Source organism: Thaumasiovibrio subtropicus (genome assembly GCF_019703835.1).
In the GTDB taxonomy this organism is placed as follows: domain Bacteria; phylum Pseudomonadota; class Gammaproteobacteria; order Enterobacterales; family Vibrionaceae; genus Thaumasiovibrio; species Thaumasiovibrio subtropicus.
On record NZ_AP023055.1, the window covers coordinates 345,401 to 364,396 of the forward strand.

Annotated in this window: 12 protein-coding genes; 5 read left to right on the plus strand and 7 right to left on the minus strand. The window is 47.1% G+C overall.

The window, feature by feature from the left end; translation table 11 throughout:
• Window positions 1-245: 245 nt before the first annotated feature.
• From tkt to TSUB_RS17875, 6 genes are all read right to left on the minus strand, one after another.
• Window positions 246-2,249 carry a transketolase gene (gene tkt / locus TSUB_RS17850; RefSeq protein WP_192867859.1) on the minus strand — a complete coding sequence of 668 codons (2,004 nt, stop codon included), beginning with the start codon at window positions 2,247-2,249 and terminating at the stop codon, window positions 246-248.
• Window positions 2,250-2,309: 60 nt separating this feature from the next.
• On the minus strand, window positions 2,310-3,260 hold the full coding sequence (gene tal, locus TSUB_RS17855) for a transaldolase (RefSeq protein ID WP_087023085.1): 951 nt from the start codon (window positions 3,258-3,260) through the stop codon (window positions 2,310-2,312).
• Window positions 3,261-3,687: 427 nt separating this feature from the next.
• Complete coding sequence (locus tag TSUB_RS17860; RefSeq protein ID WP_087023042.1) at window positions 3,688-6,381, minus strand: sensor histidine kinase; 2,694 nt, start codon at window positions 6,379-6,381, stop codon at window positions 3,688-3,690.
• Between the two features lie 79 nt (window positions 6,382-6,460).
• Window positions 6,461-7,924 carry a hypothetical protein gene (locus TSUB_RS17865; RefSeq protein ID WP_087023045.1) on the minus strand — a complete coding sequence of 488 codons (1,464 nt, stop codon included), beginning with the start codon at window positions 7,922-7,924 and terminating at the stop codon, window positions 6,461-6,463.
• Between the two features lie 41 nt (window positions 7,925-7,965).
• Window positions 7,966-8,676 carry a purine-nucleoside phosphorylase gene (gene deoD, locus TSUB_RS17870; RefSeq protein ID WP_087023047.1) on the minus strand — a complete coding sequence of 237 codons (711 nt, stop codon included), beginning with the start codon at window positions 8,674-8,676 and terminating at the stop codon, window positions 7,966-7,968.
• Between the two features lie 52 nt (window positions 8,677-8,728).
• The gene (locus TSUB_RS17875; protein ID WP_087023049.1) at window positions 8,729-8,899 is read right to left on the minus strand and encodes a XapX domain-containing protein; all 171 of its coding nucleotides are present in this window, start codon (window positions 8,897-8,899) and stop codon (window positions 8,729-8,731) included.
• Between the two features lie 925 nt (window positions 8,900-9,824).
• Here TSUB_RS17875 and TSUB_RS17880 point away from each other — a divergent pair.
• The 3 genes from TSUB_RS17880 to TSUB_RS17890 all read left to right on the plus strand — a co-directional run bounded on the left by TSUB_RS17880 (window position 9,825) and on the right by TSUB_RS17890 (window position 16,074).
• Complete coding sequence (locus tag TSUB_RS17880) at window positions 9,825-11,366, plus strand: Re/Si-specific NAD(P)(+) transhydrogenase subunit alpha (RefSeq protein ID WP_087023051.1); 1,542 nt, start codon at window positions 9,825-9,827, stop codon at window positions 11,364-11,366.
• Window positions 11,367-11,509: 143 nt separating this feature from the next.
• A complete protein-coding gene (pntB, locus tag TSUB_RS17885) occupies window positions 11,510-12,883 on the plus strand; it encodes a Re/Si-specific NAD(P)(+) transhydrogenase subunit beta (protein WP_202819764.1) in 1,374 nt (457 codons plus the stop codon).
• 464 nt (window positions 12,884-13,347) lie between these two features.
• Complete coding sequence (locus TSUB_RS17890; protein WP_087023055.1) at window positions 13,348-16,074, plus strand: M16 family metallopeptidase; 2,727 nt, start codon at window positions 13,348-13,350, stop codon at window positions 16,072-16,074.
• A gap of 93 nt (window positions 16,075-16,167) precedes the next feature.
• Here the strand turns inward: TSUB_RS17890 and TSUB_RS17895 are convergent, their stop codons facing one another.
• Complete coding sequence (locus TSUB_RS17895; RefSeq protein WP_087023057.1) at window positions 16,168-17,019, minus strand: AraC family transcriptional regulator; 852 nt, start codon at window positions 17,017-17,019, stop codon at window positions 16,168-16,170.
• A 333-nt stretch (window positions 17,020-17,352) separates the two neighbouring features.
• Here TSUB_RS17895 and TSUB_RS17900 point away from each other — a divergent pair, with 333 nt between their 5' ends.
• Window positions 17,353-17,757: an ABZJ_00895 family protein gene (locus TSUB_RS17900; RefSeq protein ID WP_087023059.1), complete on the plus strand. Its 405-nt coding sequence runs from the start codon at window positions 17,353-17,355 to the stop codon at window positions 17,755-17,757.
• A 339-nt stretch (window positions 17,758-18,096) separates the two neighbouring features.
• A complete protein-coding gene (gene yhfZ / locus TSUB_RS17905; RefSeq protein ID WP_087023061.1) occupies window positions 18,097-18,993 on the plus strand; it encodes a GntR family transcriptional regulator YhfZ in 897 nt (298 codons plus the stop codon).
• Window positions 18,994-18,996 lie beyond the last annotated feature (3 nt).

Here is an 18,996-nt window from a genome sequence, read left to right on the forward strand (position 1 = left end):
CTGGCTCATCATAAGCGAAGGTATAGTTGTGGGTTTACAGGGATTAACTTCAGTGAAGCTTGAGTGCTCAATGATCATCGCGAACATTATATTTTTGCTGATGAACTTACGGGCGATCATTAAATGCTCAAAGCCAGTGGCAAATTGTGCCTCTGATTAGGTATAAGAAACGGTGGTTGAAAAAACACCGGATAATAGATGCTATCCGGTGTTGTCATTTAAGTTTGCGTTATTTCGCGGGTCGATTACTTCGCGAGTAGGGCTGTCGCCTTTTCAACTACGTTGTCGACAGTAAAGCCGAACATCTTGAAGAGTTCGCCAGCCGGTGCTGATTCGCCGAAGGTTGTCATACCGACGATATCACCATTCAGACCCACATACTTGTACCAGTAATCGGCAATACCCGCTTCAATGGCAATGCGTGCGGTGACATCAGAAGGCAGTACAGATTCTCGGTAGTCCGCATCTTGCGCATCAAAGACATCGGTAGCAGGCATAGAGACGACTCGAACAGCCACACCTTGCTGCGCGAGTGAATCGGCAGCGTTTACCGCAAGCTCGACTTCAGAGCCAGTTGCGATAAGGATAAGCGCCGGCTTACCATCACAGTCTTTTAGTACATAACCACCTTTTGCAATATCAGCAACTTGCGCTGCATTTCGCGGTTGTTGTGCAAGATTCTGACGAGAGAATATGAGTGAGGTTGGGCCATCTTTACGTTCAATCGCATATTTCCAAGCAACGGCCGATTCAACTTGGTCACAAGGGCGCCAAGTACTCATGTTTGGAGTGAGGCGCAGAGATGCCATTTGCTCAACAGGTTGGTGTGTTGGACCGTCTTCACCAAGACCAATTGAGTCGTGAGTGTAGACCTGTATGTTTTGCACCTTCATTAAGGCTGCCATACGCATCGCATTACGTGCGTACTCCATGAACATCAAGAAGGTTGCGCCGTAGGGAACAAAGCCGCCGTGAAGAGCAATACCGTTGATGATTGCCGTCATACCGAACTCACGTACACCGTAATGTATGTAGTTACCGGACGCATCACCGGCTGTTAAGGCTTTTGAACCCGACCACATAGTGAGGTTCGACGGAGCCAAGTCGGCAGAGCCGCCCATGAATTCAGGGAGTAGGGCGCCGTATGCTTCTAAGGCGTTTTGAGACGCTTTACGTGAAGCAATATTCGCTGGGTTAGCTTGCAGATCGGCGATGATCTCTGCGGTTGCCTTTTCCCAGTTGGCGGGTAGTTCGTTGTTTACCCGGCGTTTGAATTCTGCAGCCAGTTCTGGATACGCCTGCGCGTACGCTGCAAATTTTTCGTCCCACGCCTGCTCTTTAGCCTTACCTGTCTCTTTGGCATCCCATTTCGCATAAATGTCTGAAGGAATAACGAATGGCGTGTGTTCCCAACCGAGGAATTCACGCGCCGCGGCGATTTCAGCGTCACCAAGTGGTGCACCGTGGCAGTCATGTGAGCCACTCTTGTTTGGTGAACCAAACCCGATGATGGTCTTACAACATATCAGAGTTGGTCGTTTTGTGTCCGCTTTCGCTGCTTCAATTGCGGCGTTGATCGCGTCGCTATCGTGACCGTCGACATTGGCAATGACATGCCAGCCATAGGACTCAAAGCGCTTCGCTGTGTCATCAGTAAACCAACCGTCGACCTCACCATCGATGGAGATGCCATTGTCATCCCAGAATGCGATTAGCTTGCCAAGCCCTAAAGTGCCAGCTAATGAACATGCCTCGTGAGAGATACCTTCCATTAAGCAGCCATCACCTAGGAAAGCGTAGGTGTGGTGATCCACGACTTGATGGCCTTCACGGTTGAACTGATCCGCTAACGACTTTTCAGCGATCGCCATACCGACGGCATTGGTAATGCCCTGACCAAGTGGTCCTGTTGTTGTTTCAACGCCCGGCGCATAGCCGTACTCTGGGTGGCCCGGTGTTTTGGAATGCAACTGACGGAAGTTCTTTAGTTCTCCGATAGGCAGTGCGTAACCCGATAAGTGAAGGAGAGAATAGATGAGCATAGAGCCGTGACCATTTGATAGCACGAAGCGATCACGGTCAGCCCATTCTGGGTTAGTCGGGTTGTGGTTTAGGTGGTCACGCCACAGTACTTCAGCGATATCTGCCATCCCCATAGGCGCGCCAGGGTGGCCAGAATTAGCTTGTTGTACGCCATCCATGCTGAGTGCGCGAATAGCGTTTGCTAACACTTTACGATCCATAGTCATACATCCGATTAGTAGTTCTAAATAGAAAGTGCGGCTACTGCCGCACTTTGAATGGGTTGATTACAGCTTGTCTGCAATCATCTGTTCTAGTTTGCCCTGGTCAATGGCGAAGTTACGAATACCTTCCGCCAGTTTTTCAACGGCCATTGCGTCTTGGTTGTGTTCCCACAAGAACTCTGCGTGCGTCATTGCCGCTGGGCGCTCTTGTGACGTGATGTCAGCCGAGAGTTTTTGAACGACTTCGCCTTCTGCGTCACTGAGCTCTTGAAGCAGTTGTGGACTGATAGTCAAGCGGTCGCAGCCAGCAAGTTCAAGGATTTCACCTGTATTACGGAAGCTTGCCCCCATTACAACCGTGTTGTAACCACGAGATTTGTAGTAGTTGTAAATCTTGCTCACAGAGAGGACGCCTGGATCTTCTGCCGCGTCGAAATCACGACCTTCTTTGGCTTTGTACCAATCCATGATGCGACCAACAAAAGGAGAGATCAAAAAGACACCCGCTTCCGCACATGCACGAGCCTGCGCAAAGGAGAACAGCAGGGTTAAGTTACAGTTGATCCCCTCTTTTTCAAGGATTTCTGCAGCACGGATGCCTTCCCACGTAGACGCTAATTTGATCAAAATACGGTCGTTGCTAATACCGGCATCATTGTACATCTTGATCAGTTTACGGGCTTTCTCAACACTGGCGTCGGTGTTGTAAGAGAGGCGGGCATCCACTTCCGTTGAAATGCGGCCTGGAACAACGTTTAAGATCTCTTTACCTATGTTTACCGCAAGCATGTCAGCGGTATCGTCAATTTGCTGAGTGCGATCATCACTCTGCGCTTTAGCCCATGCAACCGCATCATCAATCAGAGGCGCGTACTCAGCGATTTGCGCCGCTTTAAGAATGAGCGATGGATTGGTTGTTGCATCTTCTGGCTGGTATTTACGAATGGCTTCAATATCGCCAGTGTCAGCGACGACGGTAGTAAGTTGACGAAGTTGTTCTAGTTTGTTGCTCATACCTTGACGACCTTGTTTTGGTTGATTAACGGCGAGGTTCAAATTTGGTTCAGTCACGTTAGCTAGCATACTTCATGCAACTGATTGTCGCTTACACTGGCTTAACATTTTTGCGGATTGGCGTTGGTGCCAATGGTTGCACTAATGAGCGTGTGATGAACTCTTGATAGGTTTAATATGACGATTTTACCGTACTAATGTCAATGGCATTCCCAGACAAGCAAACGTTTTCTGTTTATTAATAGTATGATTATTAAAGGTTTAATATATTTTTCTTTGCTGGTGCTGATATCACGATACTTTGTTCTAATGTTCACTGAGTTTTTCATTTGAACGGATTGGTTTGAGGTGGGCTGTTGCGAAAAGGTTATGAGTGAGTCCTGCTGTGTTAAATTTCATCGCGAAGGGGTGTTTGCAGACGGTCTCGTTAATTACCGTCTTGAAATAGCGGTGTTATTTCGTCGATGAGTTTGTTCATTTGCGATTTTATCCGGTGCATCTGCACTTCTGAGATCGTCTTACCGCCGCGCAGCGCTGCTTCCATAGTATGGAGGTCCTCAGCCAGTGTTTCTGCAAAAATACTGCGTGTCGCACCGACTAAGTTGTGCGTCAAGGTGGTGGCATACTGCCGCTCTCCTTTGTTGAGCTCAGCTTGTATCTTGTCGATATCATGGCGATGTTGCCAGAAGTACATCTGCAAGAATCGCACAGCCAGTGCGGTGTCATTCTCGGCGTGGGACAAGAGTTTTTCTACGTTGAGGTGCCGTAACACTTGCAATGTCACCGGGGCATTTGACTCAAGAGGTTGTTGCACGACCATGCTGTTGTCGTTTTGAGGAGCCTGGGGTTGATTGGCAACAAACAGGTGCCGAAAACGTATCAAGGCATCGTTTAACTGTTGGTCATCAAGCGGTTTAGTGAGAACACAATCACACCCGGCATCGAGCATGCTTTGTTGTGTTTCGACAAAGACATCAGCAGTAAACGCGAAAATAGGGATGTAACCAAGTTTGGTATCTTGGCGAATGAGTTTGGTTGCGGTAATACCATCCATAATAGGCATATGATTATCCATGAAAATCAGGTCAAAGGGCTGCTTTTTAACGATTTCGATCGCTTGTTTGCCGTTTTCAACACAGGTAACGATCATGGATTTGCTTTTAAGGAGTGTCGACAGAATCAAAGAGTTTAGGGTGTTATCTTCGACAACAAGTGTACGCAACCCTGAGACGTTGGGTGCGCTGCTCGGGGCTTTTGTTTGACCGACAGTAAGCACGTCTTGCCCTTTGTGTACATAGATCTCAACATACACGTTAGTGCCTTTGTCTTGCTCACTCTCAATTTTAAGGTAGCCTCCCATGTGCTCGGCGAGCTGTTTCACAATGGCAAGTCCTAGCCCAGTTCCACCAAACTGCCGACTTGTTCCTTCTTCTGCTTGAGTAAAAGGCTGTAAAACGGCTTTGAGGCGCTTTGGTGGAATGCCTATCCCGCTATCTTCGCAAGTGATCTTGAGTGCAAATCGGTCAGCAAGATCCGCGCGATCAACAGTAAAGGAAAGCTTCACGCCACCTTGGAGCGTGAATTTCATCGCATTGCTGATTAAGTTAAAAAGAATCTGTCTGATGCGGGCTTTGTCCGCAAATAAGAAGGCGTACGGTATTGCATTGTCGACGGTGAAGGTGAGGCCTTTCTCTTTTGCTAGCGGTTTATAAGTGCTTTCAATGCTCCCTAAAAGTTCTTCGATTGAGAAGTGTGTTTCATCCAAACGAAATTTACCTTTCTCAATTTTAGAGAGGTCAAGAATATCGTTGAGGAGAGCCATCATATGCTTGCCTGATTCCATCAAGCTTTGAATGTGTTTTTCTTGCTCCTCGGTGAGATCGGTGCGGAGCAGAAGCTGTGAAAGACCGAGCATTCCATTCATGGGGGTACGAATTTCGTGAGACAAATTAGCCAAAAAGGCACTTTTTGCTTGCGCCGATTGCTCTGCTTTCTTTAAAGCCTGTTTTAGTTCGATCGTATCGCTACTGATACGGTTGGTGGTGTATTGCAACGCACTGGTAATCACGTCTAATTCGTGGGTTGAGCGGTTAACTTTACTGTGAGAAACGTCGCCTAATTTGACTTGAGCAGCAAATCGCGTGACTTGGGCCAAGGGGCGATAGAGTAGTTGGGTGAAGACGAAAGCAAACAAGCCCGTCGCGGTTAGTGTTGCAAGAAATATGAGCATGAGTTGTTGTGTTGCGAGACTCGGCACGGAGGCGCGGAAATTGGCGACTATCACCCAACGTTGGTTTACAGCAGGTATCGCGCTGTTTTTCGGAAAATCTAATGGTATATAGACGCCGAGTTCATCATCAAAATCGAGCGGAGTAATGGTCTCACGTTGGCTAACGATATTTTCAAGTCGACTCTGTTTAATTGGGCTGATCTCACGATGAAGAAAGCGTTCACCGATGATAAGTTCGCCATTGATGTTAATAACACTGAGCCCGAGCAATCCTTTCTGAAGACGAGAAAAACGCTGAATGGATTGGTCGACATCAGTGAGTGCGATTTGTGCGATAAGAATGTGGTCAACATTGTGGGTCGAGGTGGGGAGATTCATTGTCGTCGCGATCAGCATGTTAGGCACGCCTTCGAACTCAAACACCGGGCTAGCTGCGAAGGTGGTTTCACTGTCTAATGTACGTCTAAGCAAAGTGAGCTGATTAGTCGAAAAGTAATGATACGGGTTGTTGGTTATCAGAGGTGATGAACTTGCGGTGAGTGTCATCTGTGCATCTTTAATACGGAGTATCGATAACGTCATCACAGTTGGCATGAGCGCCATCTCTTCTTGTAAAAACAGACTCGTGTATTCAGGGTCTTCTTGGCGATTGAGTAGTCGTGAGGAGATAGCGGTTTGAAAAAAAGGGGTGAGAATCTGATTGAATTGATTGTTGAGCTCAATGCCTAAAGATTCAGATTGCTGCGCAATGGTGTCATAACGTTGTTGGTTAAGTGCATCAGCTGTTTTGACGGTGACTACCCAGTAGATAAAACATAGCGGCACCACTCCGATCAGGAGAAGAGAAAAAAAAAGGCGCTGATTAAAGTGTGAAAGTTGCATTTCGACCATTTCAAATTCATTTTGGGTATAAGTGTAGCCAAAATGTTACTTTATGGTGTTAGCTTTCAGCGCCAAAAGGGGTAAATCGTTAATTTTGCATGTCTGTGTGGCGTAGTAAGTTTTCGAAGCTTAACGGTGTTTTTGCTAGTCCTGCGCGCACGACAGGGTTGTTATCTTGTTTACTGAGGTTGTATCCCGCTCGGAATATTTGGCTCAAAGCCACAAGCATACTCGGGTGTCTGACACGTCGGCTCTCCTGAAGGTAGACCGAAAATTGCGCTCGGAAAGCGGCAATGTATTGGTGATTAGCCGCAGTCCTTGCTCGTTGCAGCAAGTGGGCTTCATCGCCCGTCGCCCCGCCTAAGTGACAGATTCCCTTGCTGCCATCGTCGCCGTGACTAAAGGCCCATCGGTCGCGCCACCAACCCATCAGCACAATATCTATCTTCTTGTGCTCGTTAGGTGGTGTGCCCGATTGGTCAACATAGATAGGATTAAGTTGCTGATTGGCGACTTCTTCTTTGAAAACGGAGACAACCGCAGAGCGAATGAGCGGTTCTTGTGGTAGATAAAGTTCAATCGGCCAATGACTCAGTAACGGTTTTAATCGAAGGAAATGGCCGTATACCATGTATTGGCTACGAATGAGGCTGCCATTTGCCGGATAACGCTTAAAACCGTTTTGATGGAGTGGTTCCTCCACATTTTTACGTGCCATGATTTGGCGATATCGGTCATCGACACGCGCGAGTAGTTGTTCTGGCCACTGATGAGGTGTTGTCGACATACTGTAGACGCTATCAGTCGGTAGTAGGTGGCAATCGTCGATATAGGCGTTGTGCGTACCGTGATCTGGTGGCGTCGGTGCTGCGGCATAGTTGGTTGACTGTGAGAGAATGAACCCACTTTGCTCATCGCAGACCGTCATAATGTCCACCCCGTTATAACTGCCTGGCTGCAACTCGGAGAGCACGCAGGAGAGTTCACTCGGGCGAGTCTGACGAATAAGCGCGTGCTGATAAATCGCATTGTGGTAGTTACAGCGCGCAGCGATTAACTGTAAATGGTGGTAAAAACTTTTTGGGTTGAGAGCCAAATCACGACAGATATCGCGCACGGGCTCTTGGGCATATAACTTGTTTAACAAGTTGAGATGCAACTCCGCGTGTGGGTTCGACTGTGAAAATGGATCGACAAAGGTGGTTTTGCAGGCTTTGCAGCGAAAACGTTGTTTATTCCCACTGTAGCCAAAGTGGTGATACTGATCGCGGTGAAGCACCGCTGGCCGCATATTGTTATGACAATCGGGGTTTGTACAACACACCAGTTGCTGTTTGACAATTTGGCGTCGCGCTTCGTTGATTACTTCTTGGTTAGAAAGAAGGGGAGGAAAAGCGCCGCACTCTCGGCATACCATCGCTGGACGCGAAGGATTCGACTGTTGCAGCACATAGTGTTGCTCGTCTTCCAAACCAAAATTTCGACACGCCAATGTTTTACAAAAATTGAGTTGTACTCCATCGGCCGGCGAAGGCAGCTTCCCTGTGAACACGATTCTTCCCCTGTAAATGCTATTTCAGTGCAGTAAGTGGATTAAACACTCAAGGCGGTTTCTAGTGCGACACGCATCATTTCATCAAATGACTTCTGGCGGTCTTCAGAGCTGAGTTTTTCGCCTCGCTTGATGTGGTCAGATACAGTCAGAATAGTAAGGGCTTTAGCGCCAAGTTCTGCTGCAACGCCATAGATACCGGCAGCTTCCATATCAACCCCTAACATGCCAAGCTTTTCCATCTTGTCGAAAAGGTCGGTCTCTGGGCTATAGAACAAATCAGCAGAGAAAACATTACCAACACGCACTGAAACTTCTTGAGCACGCGCGGCATTCACTGCTTTCTCAAGCAAGTTGAAGTCAGCGATAGCGGCAAAGTCATGATTGTTGAAACGAATACGGTTTACTTTTGAGTCTGTTGACGCACCCATCGCAATGATCACATCCATCAGTTTCACATCGTCGTGGACCGCGCCGCAGCTACCAATACGGATGATGTTTTTCACACCAAACTCAGCGATCAGTTCGTGTACATAGATAGAGGCCGAAGGAATGCCCATACCGTGGCCCATCACGGAAACACGTTGTCCTTTATAGGTGCCGGTAAAACCCAGCATGCTTCGGACGTCACAGACTTGCTTTACGTCTTCTAGGTAGGTTTCTGCAATAAACTTAGCGCGCAGTGGGTCACCTGGCATAAGTACTGTTTCTGCGAAATCACCAAGTTGTGCATTAATGTGTGGAGTAGCCATCTTGTCGCTCCTGATTAAATGAAAATCGAATGTTTAAAGAAAGGTTGCTTCATTAAGAAAAGAAACGTTCGATGATGGTTTGATAAGCCATACCGCCAAGGTAAACGCCTACGATACCCATAATGCCCGGAAGAACAGGGGGTGCAGGTAGAGGCAGTTTAAGTGCGCTGAACAAGAGACCGACGATTAGACCTGCAAAGGTCGCTAACAGGATTTCGTTCATTGTGTTTCCTATGTGTTTGCTATGTGTGACTCAGTCACTGATTACTTGGGTGTAGTTTATGGAGCGAAGTCATAGATACTTGTGATTATTGTCACATTATGGCGCCATGAGCGGTGTAAAAACACCTTCGTTTACCAATTTTGTTGAAATGGCGGGCGTAATCGTTTGCGTATTGAATATCCGCCAGTCTCTTCGGCCCCGCTATAGCAAGCATAAGTGCAACAAAATGTTTCTAGGTGCGGATAGGTTATGCCTTGCTATCTGTAATCGATTACAAAATGGCGTGCAAATTGCCATAATGACCCAGTAAATGCATGGTTATGCATTTTGATTAACCAGGTTGTGGAAGTGCGGCGTTTGTTAAATAAATGTTTAATTTCGGTGGATGGGAATTATGCGAAAAGTTATTGTCAAGATGATTTGTAAATAATTATAAAAACGAAAGTTTATTGATTGGTATTAAAGCTTATAAGGTATTACCAGTTTAGTATTTACTTTGGGGAGCAAATGCCGCAAATTAGTCGATTGCACTAATTTGTTTTACTGTGACGGCAGTAACATTGTGAGATTGGTGACCGATTACCCACTAAGTCCAGATTTTTTGACTGCATCTTGTGGGCGATGTCACGACTTTTACGTCGTGTACAAAAGGTTTTACCTATCAATGTAATCGTTACAACCGATTCGAGTAGTACTGATGTATTAGATAATAATTACAACCGAAGCGGCGTCTCAGAGTGAAATTACATATTTTTAACGTTTATTGAGTTTCATCTAACTGACATTTGATGTGTGTAGGTTCATATTCAAAGTCAGATAGAAGACTTCAGCGTTGCCAATAACTTGAAACTGGTGGGAGTTCAGCATCTCTTTGCGTTAGAAAGCAGAGAGGGACGCTTTTTTGTTTTAAATAAATGGAATAGTTATGCAAATAGGTATACCTAGAGAGAGTCTTAATGGGGAGACTCGCGTTGCGGCAACCCCCGCAACGATTGAACAGCTACAGAAGCTTGGCTTTAGCGTTGTTGTAGAGGGTGGCGCAGGTGAAAAAGCAAGCTTTACCGATGCAGCTTTTCAATCTGCTGGCGCTGAAGTTTTAAGTGATACGGCAATGGTTTGGGCAAGTGACATTGTTTTCCGTGTCAACGCTCCTAGTGATGAAGAAATTGCGCTGCTTCAAGATGGCGCAACACTTGTTTCATTCATTTGGCCTGCTCAAAATGAAGAGCTGCTAGAAAAATTATCGCAAAAGAACATCAATGTCATGGCGATGGACTCGGTGCCACGTATTTCTCGTGCACAGTCTTTAGATGCGCTGAGTTCGATGGCCAACATCGCCGGTTACCGTGCTGTTGTTGAAGCAGCAAACGAGTTTGGTCGCTTCTTTACTGGCCAAATTACTGCAGCGGGTAAAGTGCCACCAGCGAAAGTATTGGTGATTGGTGCCGGTGTTGCGGGTCTCGCTGCAATCGGTGCGGCGGGCAGTTTAGGTGCCGTTGTGCGCGCTTTCGATACTCGCCCTGAAGTGAAAGAACAGATCAATTCGATGGGTGCCGAATTCCTAGAACTCGATTATGAGGAAGAGGAAGATGCGGGTAATGGCGATGGCTATGCCAAGGTGATGAGTAAGGCTTTCATCGAAGCAGAAATGAAGCTGTTTGCTGAGCAAGCGAAAGACGTTGATATCATTATCACTACTGCGCTTATTCCGGGTAAACCAGCACCTCGTCTGATTACTAAAGAGATGGTCGACTCAATGAAACCTGGCAGCGTAATCGTTGACCTTGCTGCGGCCACGGGTGGTAACTGTGAATACACAGTGAAAGATGAGTTGTTCGCGACGGATAACGGCGTAAAAGTGCTTGGTTATACCGACCTTGCAGGCCGTTTGGCAGCGCAGTCCTCTCAGCTATACGGTACTAACCTAGTTAACCTTCTAAAACTGCTAACACCTGCGAAAGACGGCGAAATCGTGATCGATTTTGAAGACGTTGTTGTGCGTGGTGTGACTGTTGTCAAAGAAGGTGAAATCACGTGGCCAGCGCCACCAATTCAAGTCGCCGCTGCGCCTCAGCCAGAAGCGAAAGCGGTTGAGTTGCCTGCAGAAGAAGAGCCGAAGAAGAAGTCTATCTGGCCTAAAGTTGCCCTCGGTGTTCTTGGTGTTGCTGCATATACCTCACTAGCGGGTATTGTACCTGCGGATTTCCTTAACCACTTGATGGTCTTTGCTCTTGCGTGTGTGATTGGCTACTACCTCATCTGGGATGTGACAGCTTCTCTGCACACACCGTTGATGTCTGTAACAAACGCAATCTCCGGTATTGTGATTTTGGGTGCGTTACTGCAGATGGGCTCTGCCAGTGGCGTCGTCGTTGTGCTTGCATTCCTCGCAACCTTTGTTGCAACCGTGAATATCGCGGGTGGATTCGCGGTAACGCAACGCATGTTGAAAATGTTCCGTAAATAAGGATTGTTAACACTATGTCAAACGAAACATTAACAGCAATCCAGAATGCTGTAGATCAAATTAAAGAGAGCGCAGCGCTGGTTGAACAAGCCGCAGGCGAAATCCAAGTTGCTGCTGCTCCTGCTGCAGAAAGCGGTAGTGCAATGGTGGAAGCGAGCTACATTATTGCTGCGATTCTTTTTGTGTTTAGCCTTGCTGGCCTTTCAAAGCAGGAAACGGCACAGAAAGGTATTTATGTCGGTATCGCTGGTATGGTTGTTGCCGTTGGAGCAACACTATTTGGCGACAATGTCTCAAACTTAGGCTTCATTCTGGCGGCGATGCTAGGTGGTGGTCTGCTAGGTGTTCGCTGGGCGAACAAAGTTGAGATGACCGCAATGCCAGAGATGGTCGCTATTCTAAACAGCTTCGGTGGTTTGGCTGCGGTTTTCATCGGCTACAACAGCTTTATGGATCACAGTATTACCGATCCAGTGATGCTAGGTATTAACTCTACATTGGTTTACTTGGGCGTCTTCATTGGTCTTGTGACCTTTGTTGGTTCGCTTGTGGCTTGGGGTAAGCTTAACGGCAAGGTGAAATCTAGTGCCTTGACCTTGCCACACCGCCATAAGATGAATCTTGTCGCGTTGGTTGCAGTAACAGCAATGTTGATTCAGTTTGTTGCGGCTGGCCCTGCAGCAAGTGGTTGGACGCTAGCTATCATGTCTATCATCGCTGTGGCGTTTGGTATTCACTTGGTGATGTCTATCGGCGGCGCAGACATGCCCGTTGTCGTATCCATGCTGAACTCATATTCTGGTTGGGCAGGCGCAGCGACAGGTCTTCTGATTGGTAACGACCTACTTATCGTCATTGGTGCGCTGGTTGGTTCTTCTGGTGCGATCCTAAGTTACGTGATGTGTAAAGCGATGAACCGTTCGTTCATTTCTGTTATCGCGGGTGGTTTCGGTGCTGATGAGAGCGCGGCTTCAGGCGAGGTTGTCGAAGGCGAGTATCAAGTGACAGACGCAGAGCAAGTCGCAGATATGCTGAAGAACTCGAAGAACGTGATCATTACTCCGGGATACGGCATGGCGGTAGCACAGGCTCAGTATCCAGTTCAGGAAATCACCGAGCGCTTACGTGCTATGGGTGTGAACGTTCGCTTTGGTATTCACCCCGTAGCGGGTCGTCTACCGGGTCACATGAACGTACTGCTTGCAGAAGCGAAAGTACCTTATGATATCGTGCTTGAAATGGACGAAATCAATGATGACTTCGATGATACAACGACAGTGTTGGTTATTGGTGCGAATGATACCGTGAACCCAGCAGCGAAAGAGCCAGGCTCTCCAATTGCGGGTATGCCAGTACTTGAAGTCTGGAATGCTGAAAACGTTGTCGTGTTTAAGCGCTCAATGGCGACGGGTTACGCGGGTGTTCAAAACCCACTGTTCTTTAAAGACAATACCCAGATGCTATTTGGTGATGCAAAAGAAAGTGTCAGTGCAATTGCTAAAGCGCTTGCTGCTTAAGTCATCTCCTACATCTCTTCAAACCCAGCCAAATGGCTGGGTTTTTTTTGCCGTTTTTGAGCCGTCACCACATGCGATTGATCATTTTATTCTTGATGACTAGCTGATGAAGTAGTGCTGCACAGATATGTAATACGACTAAGCTAGCAAGTGCTGCGCAACCAATGCGATGGACTTGGAAAAAGAAGGTGTTGATTGCATTGTCACTGATAAGGTTCGGTACTTCAATCAGCCCAAATAAGTGGTAGCTATGTTTTTGCGTTAGAGGTAAGTCCTGTCTTTGTGTTTACACAAGATGAATCTCGATTTTCCGATCTTTCTATAAGATATTGAACGCACTTTGTCGGCATCCAACTTTACCCAACCGACTGTTGGCGGGATAATTTTTCAGTTATAGCGCCTGTCTGATGAGGAGCGTTGATAATCTGTCGTTGTCGCGGTGTCTTGGTTTATAGGGAGTGATCATGTTGGCAAAAGGATCTTTGCTATTTTTTTTGGTGTTATGGATGAGCGGGTGTAGTACGACCTCGCTGGATCGTGCCATCGAACCCGATAATCAATGGCATAGTGGTCAGCTGAGCAATGGACTACGTTATCACTTCAAGCATGTTGAAGGGAAAGCGCTATCACTTCGAATGCGCGTCCATGTGGGGAGTTTACAAGAGGATGATGGTCAGCAAGGTTATGCGCACTTTATCGAGCACATGGCGTTTCAAGGTGGCCGTCATTTTCAGCGACATCAAGCTGTCGATTTTTTCGCGCAACAAGGTGTGTTGTTTGGAGAAGGCTTGAATGCTTCGACGGACTACCACTATACGATTTACAAATTAGATCTTCCTGAGCACTACCATTGGCAATCTGGCTTGCGTTGGTTTCGTGATATCGGTGATGGCTTGTCCCTTGATCATTATGCTGTTGAGAGGGAAAAGGGCATCGTACTCAGTGAACACCGCCTTAAGATGCCAGAACCCAAGCCATATTCGCTGCAAGCGTATGAAGCGATTATCCATGAGACGCCATTCTCAAATGCCCACGCATTAGGTACGCATTCCAGTATCTCAAATCTCACTGCAGCGTCTTTGAGAGCGTTTTACCATACTTGGTATCAGCCTCAACTGACAGACATTACCCTTGTCGGAGATTTAACGCTTGAACAGGTACAAGCTAGCATAGAAAGTTTGTTTGGAAACTGGCGTCAAGGGGCAACGCCTCGGCCCGATTTTGTCTCATTGGAACGACGTGAGTTAGCGGATTTTGTCGCCCAAATAACTATCGACGAGGCGCAAAGCTTTAGTGTTGTACTGTTGCGAGATGAAACGACGATAGGGACGTTTGAACAGCGCTATCGGGTATGGCAAGAGGCGCTGTTGCGGCGATTGATCGCGCAAAGGCTAGAGAGTGAACGGTATGCGCGGGACATACCTCATGTCGAGGTTGCTGTCACTGACATGGCGTTGTTTCGAAGAAAGCTGGACGTGGTGGACGTGGTCTTCACAGAGGATGATAGGCAGACCGCGAGTCAAATGACGATGCAGGTGTTAGCTCAGCTTCGAGATTACGGGGTCAGTGAGGCAGAACTACAAACCGCACTGTTGTTTGTGCGCGAAGCAATCGAAACCCAGCCCATGCACCCTAGTGACATAGCTGACGAATGGCTGAGAGCCCATCGGGACAACCAAATTATTCAATCTCCACAACAGAGGCAGGCAGATTTAGACGAATTTTTCCGACGACAGATTCAACGTAATGTGAATCGCGCGATGAATTTCTATCTTTCCAATCCAATGATGCTATCGACAAGTGTGTCTGAGCTGGCAAACCGAGATGCGCGATTGCGAGACTTGGCGGTATGGCGTAGTGCCTATGAGATGCAATCGCCAATGCCGTTGCAAGTTACCGCTAGCAGTGACGTGACCCATCCGGCAACCTATGGTGAGATCGTATCTTCCAAGTGGTTAGCGGATAATATGACCCTTTGGCAACTCGGAAATGGTGTCGAAGCGATTTATATACAAGACCCTTCTATGGCAGCGAACGTCCATATGACAATGGCGGCGTTAGGTGGATTGGCGGCGTTACCAAATGAACAATTGGCTGCGGGTAATGCTGCTGCGGATGTATTGATGCTAAGTGGAGTAGATAAACTCGCAGGTGCACATGCGCTCAGTTTTCTGCACCAACGAGGTATCACGGTTACGCCCTTTATTCAACACACTCAGCACGGTGTTGAAATTAAAGCGAATGCCTATAATGTCGCTGATGCACTCGCCATTACACACCATTTGCTGACTTCTCCCCGTCTTGATGAACCAGTACTTACTCTGGTGAAAAATCAGCTTTCTCAAGAAGTCGTCGATTATGCTGAAACCCCATTTGGTCAGTTGAATCATGCCATGGTGAAAAATGTGTTTTCAGAAGGCGGGTTCTATGACTTGATCGCTGCTGAAGAGTATCAGCAACTCACACTGCATGACATTGAAAGCGTGCATCAATCTCTCTTTACGACACCTTTTAAATGGGTAATACAAGCGAACCTACCGCAACAAGAAATGGCGTCGCTGCTAAAACGCTATATCGCGACCATACCAATGGTTTCTTTGGAAAAAGTGGCATTTGATTTACCGTTAAATGACCAGTTTGCATCATATTTATCGGTAAAAGGTGACCGCCCAGACAGCGCACTAGTGATGATGGATTTTCAATCCACGCAGCGTTCACTCTATGACCTACAGACACTCGCCGCCGATCAATTATTGCTGCAAGTTGTAAAACAGCGTCTGTTCAATACAGTGCGTAATCGAGAAGGGCTTGATTATGCGCCCAATGCTTTGCTGCTGAGCCCTGATAGTGGCGGGGTTGATCTTTGGCAGTTGTACGCAAAAGTAACGCCGAATGATGCAGAGCAAGTTGAAGTGGTGTTTGGCGAGATACTGACCAGTTTGCGCCAAGGCATCACTGAGAAAGAACTGCAACGTGCACGCGCACATCTTCACACTAAGCTTGATAACGCATCCGTCGAAGATCTGAGACAGCAAATTATGCGATATTGGTTGCATTTTGATAGTTATGCGGTCGGTTTTAAGCCACGCTACCTTATCGACTCAATCACGGTTGATGATTTGAATCGACGCGCGAATCAAGTGTTTGGCATCGGAACAAAACAGGTCACGACAGTACTTGAAGCGAAGTAACCCAAGTCACCAATCCCTGTGACTTGGGTGTTTATACTCAACTCACCTTGAGGAGGGTTGAGTATAGACCTGACTTGATGAGAGAAGTCAGGTCTATTTTAGTGCCATGTAGATATCTGTGATGAGATCCGTAGGCGCGGCGTCACGAGGGTCGTTCACGTAGTGCTCAAAGGCGGGTTGTTCGCCTGGCTCTCGACCTGACTGTGGAAGCCAAACGCCATAGAACCATTCATAGGCTTTTTCGAGGTCTGAGTAAGGACCTACATGGCGCAGTACCGCAAACTCTCCACCACCTAAAGTAGTGGTTTCCAAACCTTCAAGTCGTGTACCTTCAGGCACGGTCGCACATGCCATACTGCGCAACTTTTCGACTTCGACACTTTTAGGATCATCGTAGTAGATGCCATAAGAGAGGGTGTGCGAACTCAGCGCATTGTTGGTGGCAAGAATTGCCATGAGCTTTTCAAAAGCTTTGCCGACATCCATATAACTACCGGTATGGTTAACACCCACTACCGAGGTTTTATCTAGCGATTTGAAACTGACGTCATACATAGTGGTATCTCCATGTTCTATTGTTCGCGGTCTTAACTCAAAGCGATGGGCTTTTTCAACCTGTCTATAGGTTGCGGGGGGAAGCCCATAGTGCTTCTTGAATAGCCGCGTAAAGGAAGTCACACTGTTATAGCCACTGGCAGCGGCTATTTGTTCAATGCTTAGCTGTGTCGATCCCAACTTATCCGCAGCGATATGTAAGCGCAGGCGCTGTATCGTTTGAGCCAACGTTTCTCCATACACGCCTCGATAGATACGATGAAGGTGATAGGGGGAAATGAAGGCCACATCTGCCAAAGAGTAGAGATCTAACTTCTTGTCCAAGTTGTTGTATATGTAGTCTATAACGACAAGTAATCGATCTTGATAACGTTGAGTTGTCTGGTTCATGTTTCTTTCCAGTGATGTATCTGATGATTTCCCTACCGTCATAAGACGTCATGACAGCAACTTGTTACTGACTTGGGGCATTGCCCCTTGACCAGTAGCGCTAGATTACCAACCTCTATCTTATCAAATCTTGCTGAATGTGATGGCTCTACGCTATTCAGTGTTGTGATGATTCACACTAGTATCAAAGCCAGGAAATGATGAGGTCACTCGGTGCTAAATGCGTTAAATAAAGTGTTTGAAATAGCATTTGAATTCAAAGACTTTTATGCCAATAGCGGCTGTGTTACCTTGCGACTATTCGTTATTCTTAATCGTGGTTAGAGTCAAAATATGTCAAAACTGGGTTTCTTTTTGCGATTCACGTTGTGGTACCTCGCACTTATGGTTGCGGTGGGCTTTGCTGCCGATACGCTAGGTTTGAGCAATGCGAGTGCAATGAATTCTCCTTTGCTAATGGGTTTAGCTTTCTATCTTTTCTACTTGTATAGCGCTCGACATAAGCGCCTCATCGAGAAAAAAGAGAAGTGGTCATTGATCGGTTTAGCTATCTTAGGTGATGCCCTAGTGAGCATTGTTCTCGGTGGGATGAGCTTGGCTGCGCAGGGAGTGCCTGTTATGTATCTTTTTGTCGGTTTGGCGATTGCGCTACCTTTGCATTTTCTCATATTGATAGCGGTCGAGTTTGGGACAAGAGGTGCGCTGAAGAAACGCTTTCCTGAGTGGGATAAGGCGTGAACCTCGGTCAAGCCAACATAAGTGCTTGAGGTGAATGCGTAAAGCGTATTTCTGATGATTCTTACATGGCTTATTGTTATTTGTGAAAGTATCTGTTGATATCGAAAAACAATCGAAGGCCTGCTTGGCTACTTTATTTTCAGCCTTGGCACTAAAAAAGAAGCGCCAGCTGAAGTGGAAGATAACGCTTAACCTCCTCATTTCAGCCCCTGTTCTTGGGGCTGATGTTTGATTCTCCTTGCTCTTGCTCACATTTTCGCCTCAGGCGGCTTTTGGCTTTTATTATTAACTGATAACTTATCTTCAAAATAATGAAGATAATAACTGAGTAGATAGAAAATGCCAGTTCAGTACATGAGTAAAGAGGGTACGGCCATCATGAATGTGGCTCAGTACCTGATGACCACTGCAGAGGGCGATCGCCTGCGCACTATCGATTCTTTATCGGAAGAGTTTGCGGTTTCGGTGGGATTTGTACAAAAAGCGTTAAGCACCATTGAACAACGTGGTGCGGTGGTACTTTCCAAGCAAGGGCGAAATGGCACTTTCATTAGCCAATTAAATTACCGAGAGTTGGTGACATGCGCAGGGCTCAATACGGTGGTATGCGCGATGCCATTACCTTACACCCGGCACTACGAAGGGCTTGCGAGTGGTCTGAAGGCTCAGATAGGGGATTTGCCTCTCTACTTTGCGCATATGCGTGGTGCGAGTGTTCGAGCTGAGTGTCTGCGAAATGGTACTTATGATGTGGCGATAATGTCAAAGTTAGCAGCGAAAGAGTTAGCTGGCGGGCTAGTAACAGCGATAGACTTGGGTGATCAATCCTACTCGCACGAGCATCGTTTAATTTATCGGCAAGGCGAGTTCGATTCGATTTGCCGTGTCGGCGTTGACCCTGATTCTCCTGACCAAAAAATATTGACCAGCCAAGCCTTCAGCGAGGGTGCCGTAGAAATCGTTGAGATTCACTATGGAGAAAGTTTGCATCACCTCATGAATGGAGACATTGATGCCGTGGTGTGGTTACCGGAAGCGATTGATATGGAGAAATACGGTTTAGCAGAGCAATCATTAAGCCATTTGCCCGCGTGCAGACAAGCATCGGAGGCGGTGATGTTGGTGAGTGGGCGCTCAGAACATGTCACCGTGTTATTGCGGAAACTGCTCGATGTAAATGGGCTTTTACGTCATCAAGCAGATGTGGTTTCTGGCGTGATCACGCCGAGTTATTAAGTC